The sequence below is a fragment of the Paenibacillus sp. Paensp111 genome, assembly GCF_059492195.1.
On the sequence record NZ_CP168527.1, the window covers coordinates 3377137 to 3393801 of the forward strand.

Sequence of the window (16665 nt, forward strand, 5' to 3'; positions counted from 1 at the left end):
CCTCCTTTGCAGGGTCTGAAGCGGTGCCTCAGCCGAAGATGACCGTCAGCATTTCATGGATGCGGTGAGCATAAGTATGCTCCCTATAGGTTCGCTCAAGAGCCGCAAGCGCAATTTCCCGGCGCTCCGCCTCATGGGTTAAATAAAAGTCCACTTTGTCCAGCAGCTCCTGCGGAGATGAAAAGGTCTCGATCTCCACACCCGGCGTGTAGAACCGTGCCAGATCACTCCGGAAATCCACCAGCTGCAGCGTAGCGCAGGCCGAGATTTCAAAGGTTCTCGGATTCGGAGACGAAGCCGGTATTTTCGCTGCATTATTATTCAGCGTCTCATCGTCGTGGGCTCTGTGCAGATTAATTACAATTTTGGTCCCGCTGTAGACCTCAGCTGTTTCACTCGGCCCCAGCCATTTGCCTACTTCAATCCGGTCGGAGAATCTGGAATACTCCGGCAGGCGATCCCACCAGATTCCGTTCATATACATGCCTTTGGCCATCAGGCTACCGATAATAGGGTTGAGAAAGTTGATCCTGTTCCAATAGGCTGAGCCGATAAAGCTTAGCGTCCTTGATATCTTCGCCCGTTCTCTTCCCGGCTTATAATGCCCGGTAAAGGCGCCAAAGGGCAGGTAATGGACCCTCGGACAGCCCACCTGCTCATAGAATGCAACACTGTTAAGCTCCAGGGTGAATACATAATCATAGTGGGTCACTTTGAGAACCGTGATATCCGTATAATAGGGATCATCCGTTAACCATACGGCGGTCCGGATCCCGGCCGCGCGTACCTGATCAATCTCCTCCACGCTCACATCCATACCGTCGAGCACAAGTACGAGATCCGGGGTGTGCAGGGCTGCCAGGGCGCTGATTGACTCTTGGGGATGAGTCTGTATCACTTCTGAAGTCTGGGAGCGAAGGGTCGATAGAATCGCCTCGTCTATAGGGGAATAGGGGAACCCTTTGCCCGAGGCCACATACAGGATACGAAGGGGTTTTACCGGGAATGTAATTTGATTCCTGCTGACGATGACGTCCGCTCTTCCCCTCAGATAGCCTTCCTCATATCCGGCCTTCCACCCGATCTCCCGTCCCCGCTGCCTTGGACTTATTCCGGGAGCAGACGGGACAGTGAGAGATGAGGTTGTTACTTGTGTTCTCAACATATTTTCACTCCTCGTAGTCTGCATAAAGGGGTTAACGGTCCAGCGACACTGTACCCAGCAGCCTTCGAACCCGGTCACCATAATGGTGATACTGCCGGGTCGTCCAGAGAGAACGCCATGCCATCTGCAGCCTCTCCTCTTCATGCTCCAGGTAATAGCTGATTTTTGCCTGCAGCTCTGAAGCGTCCTTAAAGGTCTCGATATCATAGCCCGGCCGATAATACGACGTCAGGTCTTCCCGCAGGTCGGTAATTTGAAGGGTTCCGCAGGCACTCATCTCGTAAGTTCTCGGATTAATGGAGCGTCCCGCAAGATTCCAGCTGTTCCGGTTATCCTCGCCTGCCCGGGTCGGGCGGTGAACATTAATCACGATTTTGGCCCCGTTATAATAACGGGCTGTCTCCTCCGGAGCGATCCACTCCCGGTGGATACAGGAATCCAGCTGCGTCCCCTTCGTAAGCCGATCCCAGTGCCCTCCGGCCAGGAAGACCTTCTTGCCCTCAAGAAAAGAAGCAAGCTCCTCGATCAGGGCGACCCGGTTCCAGAAGGCATTGCCGATAAAACAAACGTCATATTGATATTCCGGACCTACCTGCTGCGGATAAAAGATGCCCGAATCTGCGGCCAGCGGCAGGTAATGAACCCTGAGGCAGCCTGCCTCCTTGTACAGAGCAGCGCCTGACAGCTCATGGGTAAAGACCTCGTCGTATTCCCGTGCTAATTGTGCCGTCTCTTCCGAGAAATAAGGATCATCCACAAACCATACGGCCGTATGAATCCCCATAGCCCGAAGCTGTCTGATATGCTCTGTATGGTCCGGCGGAAATACGTGAAGAGCATTCATGACCAGCACCAGATCAGGACGATGGGCAGCCGCATCCTGGAGCATGGTGGAAGGATGGGATAGGATACACTGCGAAGTATGTTCCTCCAGAGCATGAAAGACCCCTCTGTCAATCGCCTCAAAACCCTGGGGCACATACATGACCTTCAGGTGAAAGGGGTCCGGCGCTTGATTATTCACCTTGCTGAGGACCGCCTGACAACCGCCGAACCGGCGTCCTTCCTGGTATCCTTGCCAGTACCCCCAGCTCCGGTCCGCTTCAAGCTGAGTCTTCATGCTAACCATCCTATCTGTGTTGTTAGTTTTATCCCTATACATATATGCGCGGGGTACACGTGCATCATGGACGACTACCCGAACTGTGGAAAATTGGCTTCAGCCCTAGTGCGGCAAGGGCCTCCAGGCTTTTGAATATAACGGCAGGGCGTCCCGCTCCGCGGGGAACCACATCTTCTGCATCAAAAAGAACACAAGAACAGCAATTCTGTAATAACAGAAGAATTGCTGTTCTTGTGTTCTTGGCTAACTCTATTAATCGGGCTCACTGTACGATAGTTTGTGGCCGTCTTCATATCCTTGGGCGAAGCCGGCATTAAAGCCTTCCTGATAGGACTCATCATAGCCCTTCTGGTAGGCATGGGCCGTGTCTAAGCCTGCCTCATCCGGTGTTCGTACTGCTTGGGGGTGAGCAGCAGCTTTGCGCTTCTGCCTGTGTCTGCGATAGCTTGATCTTCGCTTCTTATAGGGTAGACTGCCGGTTCTGCGGCGGCGCAGCCTAAGTTCACGGGAAGCCGAACGAACCTTGGACTTCCTGCGTCTGCGCACCTTTCCTCTCATGATTCTGATTCTCTTGGCGGTCAGCAGCCTCCCTCTCGAGCCGGCAGCTGACCGCTTCTTAGATCTGGCCATCGATTGTCTTCCTCCTCGACTCCCCGGGCAGCAGTTGGTGCAGGATCCAAAGCTTCATTTATCCATGGCATGGCAGGAGTTCCATAATATTGACGGTTCAAGCGGACACCGCACATCATTTGGGCAATTGAAATTTGATAGCTGGTCAACACCTTCACATTATCCCTGAGCAGCTTGGACGCGTCCTCCGAGGTTTCTGTAATGTCTGCAATACTGTCCAGAATCCGGGCCAGAGCCTCCTGGCTCTTCGCAATGGACTGTACCAGGCTCAGCTTGACTTCCTGCTCAGACAGCGAAGAAGCAATCATTTACCCGGACCCCCGAAGCCCATACCGTCCTCGCCAAAGAACCCGCCCATTCCGCCGGAATCCTCCGAGCTGCTCTCCTCCTGGGGCAGCACTACCTTCAGATTGCTGCATAGACTCGTCTGAAGCTTGGTGATTCCCTCAATCACTTCTATAATCTGTCCATGCACTTTGAGCGGGCCTGACAGCTGCTTCTCGTGATCGTCATAACACCGCGGATGCAGGTGATTCAGTGTCCAATTCCGCACCTTCTCGGCTTCCACCGCTTTGGCTTCGAGCATCATGGCTACATTCCACTGGATTTTGGATGCCGCATTCAAAATCCCCATATAGGCCTCTTCTCTGCTCATGTTCTCCACCCCGATCCGGTCATCCTATTCATCCTCTTCGCTTCTCATTTCCTTAATTACAAGACCCAGGTTCTCGGCCATGGCCTCCTGCAGATCTGCCAAGGCATTCAAGTACGAGACCAGGTTCTGATTGATATTTCCTGCACTCTCCATAAGCCCTTCCGTTCCATCAAATTCCGGATCCTGATCCGGAAGGTCGTGAATAATTTGCGCCATCTTCACCGCAACATGCCGTTCGGCGTCGACGACCCGCGCCATCTGCTGATGGGAGTGGGACAAATGAAGAATAAACTCTGTAATTTTCTGCTCCACTCTATCCCTCCTGCCTCTCATTTACCAAAAAAACTTAGTCAATGCCTCTATCCCAGCATATGCGGATGCTGACAGGTCCGTTCCTAAGCCCACCTGTGACTTATAACTCTGCTGAGAGAAGAAGCGGGGGCGGGATAATCGGCAATCCCTCGGGCAGGCGGTTCAGTTCCTCGGGGAGAGGCTTCACCGTTAATCCGGCCAGCCCCCAGCACTCTGCTGCATAAGGGGTGAGGATCTCCCTCCGCATTCCATGCTCTATCCGGAATCGGCGGGCATCCCCCCCTTCGAACAAGGCTCCCGTGAACTCTTCAGCGTCAGCCCCCTGATTCACCAGCAGTCCTTGAAGCTCCTCCTTGTCTATCGATCTGCCCGTTCTATACTTCCTAAGCTCCAGCATGGACAATCTGATCCTATGAGGCAGCTGCTCCAAGGTCATGCCCGGTTCAGGAATGGGGTGCTTGACGCCTTGCTCGAGCCAGTATATCCGGTTCTTCAAATCATGCACAAGCACCCGGGAAGGATAGAGATCGACTGACTTGAGTAAATGAGGCTCCGGATTGGGACCCTCAGAGTGACGCAGTTCCCTACGGTCTCCCCATTTGGTTAGGAAGAACTGCTCATTGCGGCCATTCACTTGAAGGTAGCCTTCTCTGCCAAGCGTTCGCATGGTCGCACTGCCGGTATGATGCACAAAGGTATTCTCGGCAATGACAAGCGGAATCCCGAGCATCCGCAGGCGGATCATGAAATCATCATCCTCAAAATTCCCAATCTGATAGCCTTCATCGAAGAATCCGGTTCGTTCCAGAACCTCCCTTGCGAACATAAGACAGAAGCCGGCCAGCCGGTCGGTAGATCTCCATCTGCCCCCATGGCTCCTGTTGTACGCTGAGGCAAAGTCCCACATCTCCGTTACATCCTGATAGGGAACGTCGATCTGCTGCTCCCCCCCGATATAATTCGTGACCGGACCTATTACGGCATGCCCCTGCTGGCTGCTGAGACAGGCCTGCAAATTGCCCAGCCATCCCTCCGGCATAAGGGTATCATTATTAAGGATCACAATCGTGGTCCCTTTGCACATCATTAACCCGATGTTCACCGCCTGGGCAAATCCCTTGTTCTCGCCGAGCTCCCTGAGCCGGATTCCCGGTCCGCGCCTGCGCAGCGCCTCAACGGTCCCATCTGTAGAGCCGTTATCTACCACAATAATCTCGTAAGGAAGAGACGTATGCGTCTGGATGCTGTCCAGACAAGGAAGCAGCAGTCCCAAACCATTATAGGTAGGTATAATAATGCTGGTCCCTTCGAAAGGTCTTGCGTAATCCTGCCGGCCGTACTGAACGCCTTGAGCATATCCAGTCTTATAACCTCTGTCATACTTCAAGGTATTACTGGCTGAGGAGCTGGACTTTGACTTATGAAATCCTGCCCTTGTTCCTTGTCTTCGTCTGGCTCTCCTGCGTTGCCAGCTGCTTGCACCCCTCATAATTCACCTCCCTAGAGTCAGATTAACTCAGCTTCTCCTCGTCCTAACCGATCTGCCAAATGGCCGATATCCAGGGCGGTGACCTGATACTCGGAGGCAATCCGCGGACACAGGATGACGGCAGCTATGCCTGCGGCGACCAGCACGATATCAAAGGGGGCGGTCATCGTGCGGATCTGCTCAAGTACGCGCGGGATATCCCCGGTCCCGTTCACTTCCGTAACCATGGCAGACACTTGAAGCCCGCTCTTCTCCAGCGCCCTCCCCAGTTCAGCAGACCTGTTGCCAACCAGCAGAATCCGCCGTTCCCTAAGCAGGCCGGATAGTAACCCTTGTTCATTCAGAGCATAATTGATGGTGGATGAGGTCAGCCAAAGCTTGCGGTAATCGAGATGATAGTACTTGAACACCGGAAGCAGCAGTCCCTGGAAATTGTCATGCCGAGATTCCGGAATTCCAATTATATCTGCAAGTTCAATAGAAGCGGCCAGTTGATCCCGAACTTCCGGGCAGGGAAGCTGAACCCCCGAATAGGGCAGGAACGCTCCGCGGCTTTGCACCTCAAGTGTCGTCAGCACCGTATCATGTGCCAGGGTCAGCAGCTCCCCATCCCCGAGACGAACGAGGGAGCATGCGGCCCCTTGTTGTGATTTGGCCATAATCTGCTCACGAACTTCCCATGGGGTCCTCAGTGGCAGCAGCAAGGAGTCCGAATGCCTGAGGCCTTCCTGGATCAGATCCTCCACGTTCCGTTCAGGCAGAATGCAGTAAGGCGGGAGCATCCGGCTGACCCTGGCTTCTCCACCTTCGAAATATCCATCCCTGAACCCCTGTTGATAAGCGGCTTCGGCCGCGAGCCTGGTGTCCGGTCTATGAACTGATGCTGGTTCTATAGCGGATGGTTCTGCTTCAAGTTCTACTGCTTCAGTTACAGAACTCGATGCTGGTACAGCATCGGATCCAAGTTCAGCTACAGAATGCTCCCTCTGCTCAGCCCCCGCAGTCGCCTTCTTCCCTTTGGAAGGCTGCCTGCTCTTATGCTTCCGGCTGGGGAGGCGGGATCTACGGGTACGCCCGGCCCATCCATGCCTGTGCCTGCGTCTGCGCGAATGCGCTTTGCTCTTCTTTGACGCGGAACGCCTCATCCTGGCTCGGGTCTTGATCCCTTTACGACGGAAGGACACGATATTCACCGCTTGCAATCCGGCGGAGCCATTCCCCCGCCTGAATATACCAGGCTGCGGTACTTGCTAGGCCGCTCTCCAGATCGATCAGGGGCTTCCACTGAAGCTCGGCAGCTATTTTGGCAGGATCAATTGCGTAGCGCTGGTCATGCCCCGGGCGGTCCGGAACGAATTCCAGAAGAGAATGCGGCTTATTCAAAATGTCCAAGAGAAGCTTCGCCAGATCGAGATTGCTCATCTCGTGATGACCGCCAATGTTATAGACCTCCCCTGTTCTTCCCTGATGAAGAACAAGATCGATCGCCCGGCAGTGATCCGTCACGTGAAGCCAGTCGCGAACATTCAGTCCTGTTCCATAGATAGGAATCCTCTGATTCATCAGAGCTCTTGATATAATAGTCGGGATCAGCTTCTCCGGGAACTGCCGGGGACCGTAATTATTGGAGCACCGGGTGATTATTGCCGGGAAGCCGTAAGTATGATAATAAGAACGAACAAGCAGATCCGAGCCTGCCTTGCTGGCGGAATAAGGACTATTGGGCGCTAGAGGGCTATTTTCCGTAAAATATCCTCTCTCACCCAGGCTTCCATATACCTCGTCCGTAGACACGTGGATGAACCTCTTCACTTTGGCTTCGCGCGCCTTCTCCAGAAGAATATGGGTTCCGAGCACATTGGTCCTTACGAACTGCTCCGGGGAGATAATACTCCGGTCCACATGGGATTCGGCTGCGAAATGAACGACAGCTTCAACCTCATCTGTGAAGGCGGCGCTGACATGCTCCTGATTCATAATGTCTCCATGAAGCCAGCTGTAGCGCGGATTATCCTTGAAGGACTGCGTATTGTCCATATTTCCGGCATAGGTTGCTGCATCGAGATTGGTGATCCTAAGGTCCGGATACTGGTTCAGCATATATTCAATGAAATGGCTTCCTATAAAACCAAGCCCTCCAGTAACAAGCAGTCGTGTCACGGCAGTACCCCTTTCATTCTTAGTCCAGCCTCCGCCAGGGAATCGAACGTTCCCGCGTCACCCCACCACTCTCGAAGCACGTCATATTCCAGCTTGCGCTGCCCCGCGTAGTGATTGTTCACATCTGTGATTTCAAGCTCACCCCGGGCTGACGGGACAATACTGCGGATGATCTCAAATACTGCCTCATCATACATGTAGATGCCTGTGACACAATAATCGGATTTGGGTTCTTCCGGCTTCTCTTCAATGTAGGAGATCAGCCCCGGATCTTGGCTCTCAAACACAGGAACGCCGTATCTCCGGGGATCCTTAACCTGCTTGAGCAGAACCCTGGCACTTCCCGCGGGTTGACTGCGGAATTTCTCTACGAAAGGCTGCAGGCTGTCGAGGAACAGATTGTCCCCCAGCAGGACTACAAATTTCTCACTGGTTCCGATGAAGCCACGGGCGAGGTTCAGGGCATCTGCAATGCCGCCCGCCTCTTCCTGAATCCGGTAAGTGAGGTGAACGCCATACTGCTGACCGCTGCCAAAAAAATCAGTATATAAGCCTGCGGACTGTCTTCCCATTATGATAAGCACTTCTGTAATACCCGCCTGCCGCAGACGCTCTATGCCGTAGCTGACCATCGGGTGTCTGCCTACAGGCAGCAAATGTTTGTTAATGAGCCTGGTAAGCGGAGCAAGCCGGGTTCCCGTGCCTCCCGCCAAAATTACTCCCTTCATGGATGACCCTCCCCCTCTGTGAATGCCCCACCTGATATGAACTGGTGCGGATCGATTCCCCACTTCTCATGGAAGAGCCTTCTCCCCCGTTCGACGAGATGGAGCCAGCCGTCAGGGTACGCCGTCTTAAAGCTTGAGCTCCCTTCATGATGAATGAAGGCATCCGCACACATGAGCAGCCTAAGCCCGTGCGCCCTGATTCTATAGCAATAATCATCGTCCTCGAAATGTCCCGGACTAAAGCGTTCATCCAAATACCCAACTGCTTTAAAGGTACTTCTTTTGAACAGCAGACAGAGTCCGACCAGCCGCTTAACTTCAGTCCAGCGGCCCGGATCGGAGAGATTGTTCGCCGCCGCATAAAGATAATATTCCTCGCGTCCCTTATAATCGGCGTGGACCTGCTGCGCTCCGCTCGCATAATTCGTTACGGGCCCGACCATACCGATATCCTGCGCACTGTATAACGCGGCGAGCAGATTAGACAGCCATCCAGGTCCAGCGAGACAGTCATTATTCAGCAGCATCAGCTGCTCACCGCCAGCAACCGCCAGACCTTTATTGCAGGCAGCCGGGAATCCCTCGTTCCGCGGCAGAGAGACAAGAATAATTTTCTCATCTATACAATACTCTGCTGTACCATCGGTTGAACCATTATCAACCACGATAATCTCGTAGGGCTCATGCGTATGAAGCCGGATCGATTCAATACAGGGCTTCAGCAAATGCAGTCCGTTATAAGAGGGAATGATTATACTTGTTCCATTCATAAGGAATTCCTCACTTTGGCTATGTCCGCCCTGCTCCGGGTCGTCATCCTGAGTCTTGTACCGCTGCGGCCCATCGCTTCCCCCAAAGCCTCCAGATGATCGCCTATAATCATCCGGGCTACGGAGTTCCCCCTCCCGTTATTATCCGGTCTGCTGCGGTTCTTCTGGATGACATTCACGGATACGGGAGCAGTTACAGACAGTCCGAGCAGGAGCGCGAGTGCCTGGGCTTGGGGCGGAACCGCCAAGGCTGCTGCTCCGATCATTTGAACGGCACTTCGGGATAAAGCGTGCGGAACCGCGGTCATCGAGTTTGCTTTCAGATCCGGCCTGCCCAGAACCAAATTCAGAAATGTTTTGCAGCGGGTGACATCATCTTGATGGGCAAAGGCAGGGATCCAGGGAGAAAGGTCATTCAGGGCCACATTGGATCCCCGGTCGACCGCATACAGGAACCTTGCAAGCTCCTCGGCGGGAACAACCATGTCTCCGTCGACAAACAGCAGAATATCAGCACCTGCCGCCGATGCGCCCAGTGCACGTCCCACATCATGGCCCAGCCGCTCGGGATAATGGACCAGTGTAATATGGGAATGCCTCCGTACGGCTTCGAAGCTTCTATCCGTACAGCCATTAAGAACAACAATGATTTCGGAAAGTGGAAGCCGCTCAAGCTCCGCAAGCACGGCCGACACCGTATCCTCTTCATTGCTCACCGTTACGATGGCTGAAGCCGAGCCGGTTAGCGGCAGAAGGACCTCATTCCTCTGTCCGCCGCCAGCCCCCGCAGCGTACCCCTTCCGGAATTCCTTACCGGTGGACAGAAGCAGACGGAAGGAGGCGTCCACTGCCCCGGCCTGCCGGGTCCAATTCCTGAACGCCTCACGCATATGGTCCGCCGTTCGCTCATTGGGCTCAAGTCCTGCTGCTGAGGCGAGACCGGCCTGGTAAGCGGAGGTATGGAACCTTGCGTAGGCGGAAGTTGTCTTTGTTGGGGCCTTGGGTTTCCGTGGATTTCGGCCCCTGTACGCAGATTGGCGCAGTCCCCTGCCGCTTCTTCTATTCGTTGGTTTTCTATGACGATTGCGGCGATAGCGATACCGATCATGTTGGCGATGAGATTTCCTATATCTCATATATGCTGCACCCTCTCACGCTGACGGCCCAGATCCGTGAAGCCTGCCCGCGGCCCTTTTTCATCAAGAAGCCACTGTACTGCCTCCAAGTGGTCCCCTGTCACCAGGGATCCCAGCGGATCGAGGCCCTTGAACTTCGGCCGCCGCGTATTCATTCTTCCTACCGGAACATGATGCACGGCACGCACCTCAAGTCCAGAGGTCACTGCCTTGGCCAAGGCAAGCGGCGGCACCTCCAATACATCGCAGCCCATCTGCTCTATGGCTCTGCGGCTCAGAGCATGGGGAACCGCAGTAAGAGACGCGCCCCCAAGATCCGGGCGGGACAGCATCGCATTAAGCGTATGTTTGGCCACCACGACAGGATGTGCCTCCCTGCCTGCGACTGGGCCCGCATACTGATTCAGTGCCACATCCGTCCCTTGAAGAATAGACTTCACAAAAGGAATCAGATCTGCCGCTTTAATCGGGATGTCAGCATCTATGAACAGGAGTACCCCTCCCTTGGCTGCTTCTGCCCCTATCCGCCGTCCTACGTCATGCCCTAGCGGCTCCTCGAAAAGGATCACTTTTCCGCCGTATCGGGACGCTACCTTGGCGGTATTATCGGTTGAACCGTTAACCACAACTATAATCTCGCTTCGGGGGTGCACCTTGGCTGCTTCTCTAAGCACCCGGGCGATCCTCCTGCCCTCGTTCATGGCAGGGATAATAATAGACACAAGCGGATCAGCATGATTAATCCATCCCGCTGTCTTCAATCCGGAGCTTCTCTTTCTCCTCCGCCGCCGCATCCTGATGCCTGCTCTGCTCCTGGTTATCAAGAGATTTACCTCCCTCTGCTGCTATTTATCCCAGGTGGTATATCATAGTCTATGCCTGCGTACGAACAGCGTAACGGCAAACGTACAGTCCTTGATAATCAGAGCAGGGCTGCATAAGGCGGGACCCTGCCTGAGGAAATCATGCGCTCTCCCGTCATCAGCATGTGACCGGCGGACGAGCGTAGGCTTCCGCAGCAGCCAAAAAAAGACTGCCCCGCAGCTAAAGCTGCCTGAACAGTCTTCCCTGAGTTTGCCTCTGCAAGGGCCCCTCGCCTAACCGCTGAAGCTTCGGGCCAATTCGGGCACATCCGCTTTCATGATCTCGGCCCACCTTGCCGCCGTATGCTCCCATCGGAATTGAGTGCGGGCCCGTTCCCTGCCCGCCATGCCCAGCTTCTTACGGAGCTTTCTGTCCGCCAGCAGCCTTACGATGCTCTGCTCCCAATCCTGGCCCGAGCTTCCCTTCGGAAGCAGAATGCCCGATGTGCCGTGCTGCACAATCTCCGGTATCCCGCCTACTTCAGAGGCAGCTACCGGCACGGCTGAGGCCATCGCCTCAAGATTAACCAAGCCAAAGGCCTCCTCTTCCATGGAAGGGACCACAACCAGATCAGCCAGATTATACAGATCTGCAACCTGAGGGTAGGGAATATAAGGCAGGAAGGCTGTATGGTTACTGTAAGGCTCAGCCAATTTACGCAGATATTTAACATACTGGGTCTCCGTGTTGACTCCATAGAAGGCACTGCCGACAATCACCAGCAATGCTTCTTTCTCCTGTTCAATAATGCCCGGGAGCGCCTCAAGAATCCGGTGGATGCCCTTCCCCGGAATCAGACGTCCAATATACAGGATGATCTTCCGCGTCTTCCACCCGTAATCCTCAAGTCTTCCTCTTCGAAGCGCTTCTGCCGCAGGGCTCCAGCGCGGGTTGAAGTCCTCAAGACTTACCCCCAGCGGATTCACCATCATCTTCCCGCCCAGCCCGGGGAACCGCCGCTCCACTTCGCGGTGCAGATGGCTGCTGTTCACAATAATTCCGTCCATGTACTCCAGCATGCGCTGAGCCTTTGTCCCAGGCAGACATGATTCGCTGATGAAAGTGGTAGAGTGAAGCGTCAGATACACCTTCGTGCCCGGAAGATGCCGCTTCAGCCGGTAAGCCAGAGCCGGGCGGTTATGCACATCCACTTTGTCCGGCATCCACTTTTTGAAGTGGCGCATAAGATTGGACAAATACATGGAGCCGCCCTGAAGCCGGAAGCAGGGCACGGATCCCAGCATGCCTACTGCCGGCAGGCTTCCCCCTGATCTTCCGAACACCCGTATCTCCAAATCGCTGGAGACCAAAGGCATGGTTTTCTCGACTACCCGCTCCACGGAGCTGCTCCTGCCTGAAGGAATTACAAATACTCCGGGGGTAATGACCGCCACTTTACTATGGACCGACAATGAAAGTCCCTCCCTACTTGCGCTATTCTTCAAATATACGAAATGACCATGAAGAATGTGACTGTACGCCGCAATGAATCAAACAGGCTGCTGTCCCAAGAACAGTCGTCCACGCCTTTTGCCGGAGGGTACATAGCATAAAGGTAAGGCATTCTTACCCTGCTGGCCGAACAAGAAAGGAGGGACAGACATGGGAAATCATCACGTCGGCATTCTGCTGAATGCGGGCATGCACCGGGGAATACCAAGAGGAAAGACCGCACAGGAGTCGATATCCAATTATGAAGAAGCTGCGGCCATGTTCGGGCTTGTTCCTGTATTTATAAAGCTTGGAGATATAGATTTGGCTTCAGGGCGAACAGCAGCCTACATCTATCGCAAACATCAATATGAACGAGTCATAATTCCTATCCCCCCCATTATCCATAACCGCGCCATCTATAGCGAGGCCGCTGCGAACCGGAGGATCAAGGCCCTAATCTCCAGAGACATCACCTTGTTCAATACGAACAACCGTTATGGAAAAGATGTCATTCATCGGCTGCTGGAAGCTCATCCCTTCATTAAAAGCTATCTCCCCGACACGGCACCCGCTTCTCCCGCGGCAATCCGGATGTTCATGGAGAAATATCAAGATCTGATCCTGAAGCCCTGCCGGGGCAGTGTCGGAAGGGGCATCATGCGCCTTCAGCTGAAGCCCCGCGGCTGGTCTATAACCTTTAACTTACCGTCCCGCCAAAGGACCTCGGTAACCCAGGAGCTGCCCGGGACAGAGCTGCCTGCCTATATAAAGAGACGCCTTGAGCGCACACCCTACTTAATTCAGGAGCGTATCCCCCTGGCCGAACACGAAGGATGTGCGTTTGATCTCAGAGTGACAGTTCAGCGTGGGATTTCAGGAGAATGGGGCGTTACAGGCTTATTTACCAAAAGCTCGCAAAGGGGACAGTTCGTCTCCAACATCGCCGCAGGCGGCCGTGCGGGTCCTGCTTACGATCTGTTATCCAAGGCTGTCTCGCCACTCGAAGCCTCACGTATCATGGCCCGAATCGAACAGCTGGTTCTGTCCATTGCGGAGTATCTATCTGCCCGGCTGCCTCTTCTGGCGGACCTCGGGATGGATATCGGGGTAACCCATGAGGGAGAAATCTACTTTATTGAATGCAACGGGCGCGACCAGCGTTACGGATTCAAGAAGGCAGGGATGCTGGGGACCTGGAAAGCCAGCTACCGGGAACCGATGGCCTTTGCCCGCTATTTATATAATCAACGATCCTAGAAAGGAGGGGATTCCTTTGCTGCCGAGAGTCTCTATAATTATCCCCTTTTACAATTGTCCTTATATCGCCCAATCGATCGAAAGCCTGCTCGCCCAGTCCTATCCGAATCTGGAGATTATCGTGGTGGATGACGGCTCCACCCAATTTGCAAGTTTGGTCCAGCCCTATCTGCACCGGATTGTCTATCTTGGAAAAGAAAACGGCGGAACCGCAGATGCGCTGAATTACGGGATTCAAATGGCCAGCGGTGAATATGTCGGGTGGCTGGGCTCAGATGATCGCTCCTATCCGGATAAGGTGCTGAAGCAGATGACGTATATGCTGACCCACAAGCTTGAGATCAGCTTCACCAATGGGGACTTGATCGATGCTGACGGTGCACTGCTTCGGTCATCTGCGTGGCCCCGAATACACGCTCAGTCAGAATTGTGCAGTCTTCTTCTGTCCATGAATCCGGTTAACGGCTGCACGGTCATGATGAAGAAGGAGGTTCTCAGCCGAATCGGGCTGCTGAATCCGAATTTCCGTTATGCCCATGATATGGACTTGTGGATTCGCGCGCTGCTCACAGGTTATGAAATGGGGTATCTGGATGAGCCATTCATCCAGTACCGTTACCATATCGGATCGCTTGCCGTGCAAAAGCACGATGCCATTCAGGCAGAGGTCCAGCTTCTGCTTCAGCAGTCTAATCAGGCCTTGACCCACTTTATCCAGACCATGTAACTCCCATCAGCAAGCATAAACGGCAAGCCTCCCGCATTCGGAGGCTTGCCGTTTCATTGTATCTTCTGCTGTCATCATCCGGGACCGGTACTGCGGAGGAAGTCCTCCATGAGAACGTCCCCTTCTTCTACGGTAAGCTGTGTATCATATTCATAAAATTGCCGGCGTAAGCCTGCAGTGAGAAGTTCTGAGCCACATGCCGCTGGGCATTCGCAAGGATATACTGCCTCATGGCGGAATTCCGGATAAGATCAAGGGCTTCATTCACCGCCGCGGTGACCTGTCCAAGCGGGTACATTTTGCCGGTTTGTCCATAAATAATAGACTGATATATTCCGTCCTTCTCCGAGGAGAGCACCGGGCACCGGCAGTTCATGGCTTCAATGAAGGAGTAAGGCGCCCCTTCTTCCTTCGAAGTGGAGATCATCAGGCCTCCCGAGTCGCCGATCATGGAATAATGTGCCCTCATTTCGCTGTGCGGTACATTCTGATAGAAGGTGATATGCTCGAACAGTCCCAGCTGGTAGATCGTCTCATGGAAATCCGCCCGCTCCGCCGGTGATGTGAACGTAGGATCTTCGTAGATCCATATTTGCAAATTCGGAATCTGCCGCAGCAAGTAATAACAGATGACCAGGAACTCACGCCAATTCTTGTTATCTTCCACCCGGCCAACCCACGCGACTATCGGCGTCATGGGAGCCGGAATCTGGATATAGGCGAAGCTGCCTGTGTCAAATGGATTATTGAAGTAGAATTTCGGAATATGGGGGAAAAGCTCTTCATACAGCTCCGAAATATGGCGGGTATGCGGATTGAGCAGACCAGAGGCATAGGCGTTCACGTAGGGAACAGCCTCGGTGAGTCCTTTTCTGGCCTGACTTTTCGGACCATAACCTTGTATTTCAAGCACCATCTTGCCGGTATATCCCAGCTGCCTGAATCTCTCAAAAGCTCGATGCTCGGTTGTAACCACAATGGCATCATACTGATGCGCAAGCAGGATCTGCCTGATCTCCTCATCACTGTCGGTGACAAATCGAACTTCATCCTTATAATTCTGCATGCCGGGACCCGGTCTGAAATACAGACAGTGGCCTTCATGACCGATCTGCTTCAAGGCTTGGCACCGGTAACGGTTCAAGGCATCCACGCCGCCGCCTGAAATATAGAACACAAACAGGAATCTCATTGCGCAGCCCTCCTTTCTGTACCTGCTCCCTGTTAGAGAACCGAAGTGAGCCTCCTTACAGGGAAGCAATCGTAGCCTGAAGTCCGTCCATAATATCGGTCCGAGAGGTCCAGCGCAGCTGCTGATCCGCCCGCTGAACGTCCAGACAGCTGTGACGAATATCTCCGCTCCGTGAAGGCGTATGCGTGATGTTCAGCTCCGTGCCATGCAGCTTGGAGACATAGGCGACTAATTGATTAACCGAAGTCCTTCTGGAGGTTCCGATATTACAGGTCAACTCCTGGCCCTTGTACTGCGCAGCAGCCAGATTGGCCCGTACGACATCCTTGACGTAAATGAAATCACGGGTCTGCTCCCCGTCGCCGTGAATGTGGAAGGTCTCCCCTGATCGTGCCTTGCGGGCAAGCAGGGCAACTACACTGCCTTCCCCCTTGATCATCTGTCGTGGACCATATACATTGGCGTATCTCAGAATAGTGTAAGGCAGGCCATGAAGCTCATGGAACAGCCGGATATAAGCTTCGCCTGCGGCCTTAGAGAGGCCGTAATAAGAAGCAGGCAGGACCTCATCCTCTTCCTTGATCCGGTCTTTCTGCAGATTGCCATAGACGGCGGAGGTCGAGGAGAAGATTATTTTGTTCACCGAAGCCAACTTGCAGGCATCCAGCAAATTCACCGTTCCCGAGACATTGATATCCGCATCCTTCTTGGGATGCTGTATGGAATACTGGACATCGGCTTGAGCTGCAAGATGGAATACCACATCCGGCTTGACCCGCACAATAACCTGCCGGGCTTCCTCCGAATGAATGTCGACTTCATGCAGGGCAGCGCCTGCCGGGATATTGCTGCGAAGGCCGGTGGATAAATTGTCTAGGATATGAACCTCGGCATGCCCGATAAGCAGTTCCTCTACCAAATGGGAGCCAATAAATCCGGCTCCGCCCGTTACTACCGCTTTCATCCATCAGTCCTCCTTTTTAAGCTAGTGTACGCAAGCGGAAAGGGGCCTGACTGGCCGTT

Annotated in this window: 18 protein-coding genes; 2 read left to right on the top strand and 16 right to left on the bottom strand. The window is 53.8% G+C overall.

Annotated features, from left to right (window positions below; all coding sequences use genetic code 11):
* Window positions 1-28: 28 nt before the first annotated feature.
* The 14 genes from ACEN86_RS15845 to ACEN86_RS15910 form a co-directional block, all read right to left on the bottom strand.
* Window positions 29-1165, bottom strand: a complete 1137-nt coding sequence (locus ACEN86_RS15845; RefSeq protein ID WP_495631536.1) for a CgeB family protein — start codon at window positions 1163-1165, stop codon at window positions 29-31.
* A gap of 31 nt (window positions 1166-1196) precedes the next feature.
* Complete coding sequence (locus ACEN86_RS15850) at window positions 1197-2285, bottom strand: CgeB family protein (protein ID WP_495631537.1); 1089 nt, start codon at window positions 2283-2285, stop codon at window positions 1197-1199.
* Window positions 2286-2540: 255 nt separating this feature from the next.
* On the bottom strand, window positions 2541-2918 hold the full coding sequence (locus tag ACEN86_RS15855) for a hypothetical protein (protein ID WP_495631538.1): 378 nt from the start codon (window positions 2916-2918) through the stop codon (window positions 2541-2543).
* On the bottom strand, window positions 2867-3226 hold the full coding sequence (locus tag ACEN86_RS15860) for a hypothetical protein (RefSeq protein WP_495631539.1): 360 nt from the start codon (window positions 3224-3226) through the stop codon (window positions 2867-2869). The genes ACEN86_RS15855 and ACEN86_RS15860 overlap by 52 nt, the downstream gene beginning before the upstream one ends.
* Window positions 3223-3573, bottom strand: coding sequence for an alpha-helical endospore appendage domain-containing protein (locus tag ACEN86_RS15865; protein ID WP_495631540.1), 351 nt, complete (start codon window positions 3571-3573; stop codon window positions 3223-3225). Before ACEN86_RS15865 ends, ACEN86_RS15860 begins: the two co-directional genes overlap by 4 nt.
* Before the next feature lie 24 nt (window positions 3574-3597).
* Entirely contained in the window at window positions 3598-3885 is a 288-nt protein-coding gene (locus tag ACEN86_RS15870) for a nucleoside-diphosphate sugar epimerase (RefSeq protein WP_495631541.1), read from the bottom strand.
* A gap of 100 nt (window positions 3886-3985) precedes the next feature.
* Window positions 3986-5374 carry a glycosyltransferase family 2 protein gene (locus ACEN86_RS15875; protein WP_495631542.1) on the bottom strand — a complete coding sequence of 463 codons (1389 nt, stop codon included), beginning with the start codon at window positions 5372-5374 and terminating at the stop codon, window positions 3986-3988.
* Between the two features lie 17 nt (window positions 5375-5391).
* Window positions 5392-6558, bottom strand: a complete 1167-nt coding sequence (locus tag ACEN86_RS15880; protein WP_495631543.1) for a GT-D fold domain-containing protein — start codon at window positions 6556-6558, stop codon at window positions 5392-5394.
* Window positions 6542-7534 carry a dTDP-glucose 4,6-dehydratase gene (rfbB, locus tag ACEN86_RS15885; RefSeq protein WP_495631544.1) on the bottom strand — a complete coding sequence of 331 codons (993 nt, stop codon included), beginning with the start codon at window positions 7532-7534 and terminating at the stop codon, window positions 6542-6544. The genes ACEN86_RS15880 and rfbB overlap by 17 nt, the downstream gene beginning before the upstream one ends.
* Complete coding sequence (locus ACEN86_RS15890) at window positions 7531-8262, bottom strand: sugar phosphate nucleotidyltransferase (protein WP_495631545.1); 732 nt, start codon at window positions 8260-8262, stop codon at window positions 7531-7533. The genes rfbB and ACEN86_RS15890 overlap by 4 nt, the downstream gene beginning before the upstream one ends.
* Complete coding sequence (locus ACEN86_RS15895) at window positions 8259-9032, bottom strand: glycosyltransferase family 2 protein (RefSeq protein ID WP_495631546.1); 774 nt, start codon at window positions 9030-9032, stop codon at window positions 8259-8261. Before ACEN86_RS15895 ends, ACEN86_RS15890 begins: the two co-directional genes overlap by 4 nt.
* Window positions 9029-10168 (bottom strand): glycosyltransferase family 2 protein, encoded by a 1140-nt coding sequence (locus tag ACEN86_RS15900; RefSeq protein ID WP_495631547.1) that lies wholly within the window; start codon window positions 10166-10168, stop codon window positions 9029-9031. The genes ACEN86_RS15895 and ACEN86_RS15900 overlap by 4 nt, the downstream gene beginning before the upstream one ends.
* Entirely contained in the window at window positions 10165-10992 is an 828-nt protein-coding gene (locus ACEN86_RS15905; protein ID WP_495631548.1) for a glycosyltransferase family 2 protein, read from the bottom strand. Before ACEN86_RS15905 ends, ACEN86_RS15900 begins: the two co-directional genes overlap by 4 nt.
* Window positions 10993-11265: 273 nt before the next feature.
* A complete protein-coding gene (locus ACEN86_RS15910) occupies window positions 11266-12444 on the bottom strand; it encodes a glycosyltransferase family 4 protein (protein WP_495631549.1) in 1179 nt (392 codons plus the stop codon).
* Between the two features lie 190 nt (window positions 12445-12634).
* On the opposite strand from ACEN86_RS15910, the gene ACEN86_RS15915 reads away from it, so the two are divergent.
* Complete coding sequence (locus ACEN86_RS15915; protein ID WP_495631550.1) at window positions 12635-13723, top strand: YheC/YheD family endospore coat-associated protein; 1089 nt, start codon at window positions 12635-12637, stop codon at window positions 13721-13723.
* 16 nt (window positions 13724-13739) lie between these two features.
* Window positions 13740-14450, top strand: a complete 711-nt coding sequence (locus tag ACEN86_RS15920) for a glycosyltransferase (protein ID WP_495631551.1) — start codon at window positions 13740-13742, stop codon at window positions 14448-14450.
* 127 nt (window positions 14451-14577) lie between these two features.
* Here the strand turns inward: ACEN86_RS15920 and ACEN86_RS15925 are convergent, their stop codons facing one another.
* Window positions 14578-15642: a glycosyltransferase family 4 protein gene (locus ACEN86_RS15925; RefSeq protein ID WP_495631552.1), complete on the bottom strand. Its 1065-nt coding sequence runs from the start codon at window positions 15640-15642 to the stop codon at window positions 14578-14580.
* Between the two features lie 55 nt (window positions 15643-15697).
* The gene (locus ACEN86_RS15930; protein WP_495631553.1) at window positions 15698-16606 is read right to left on the bottom strand and encodes an NAD-dependent epimerase/dehydratase family protein; all 909 of its coding nucleotides are present in this window, start codon (window positions 16604-16606) and stop codon (window positions 15698-15700) included.
* Window positions 16607-16665: the final 59 nt, after the last annotated feature.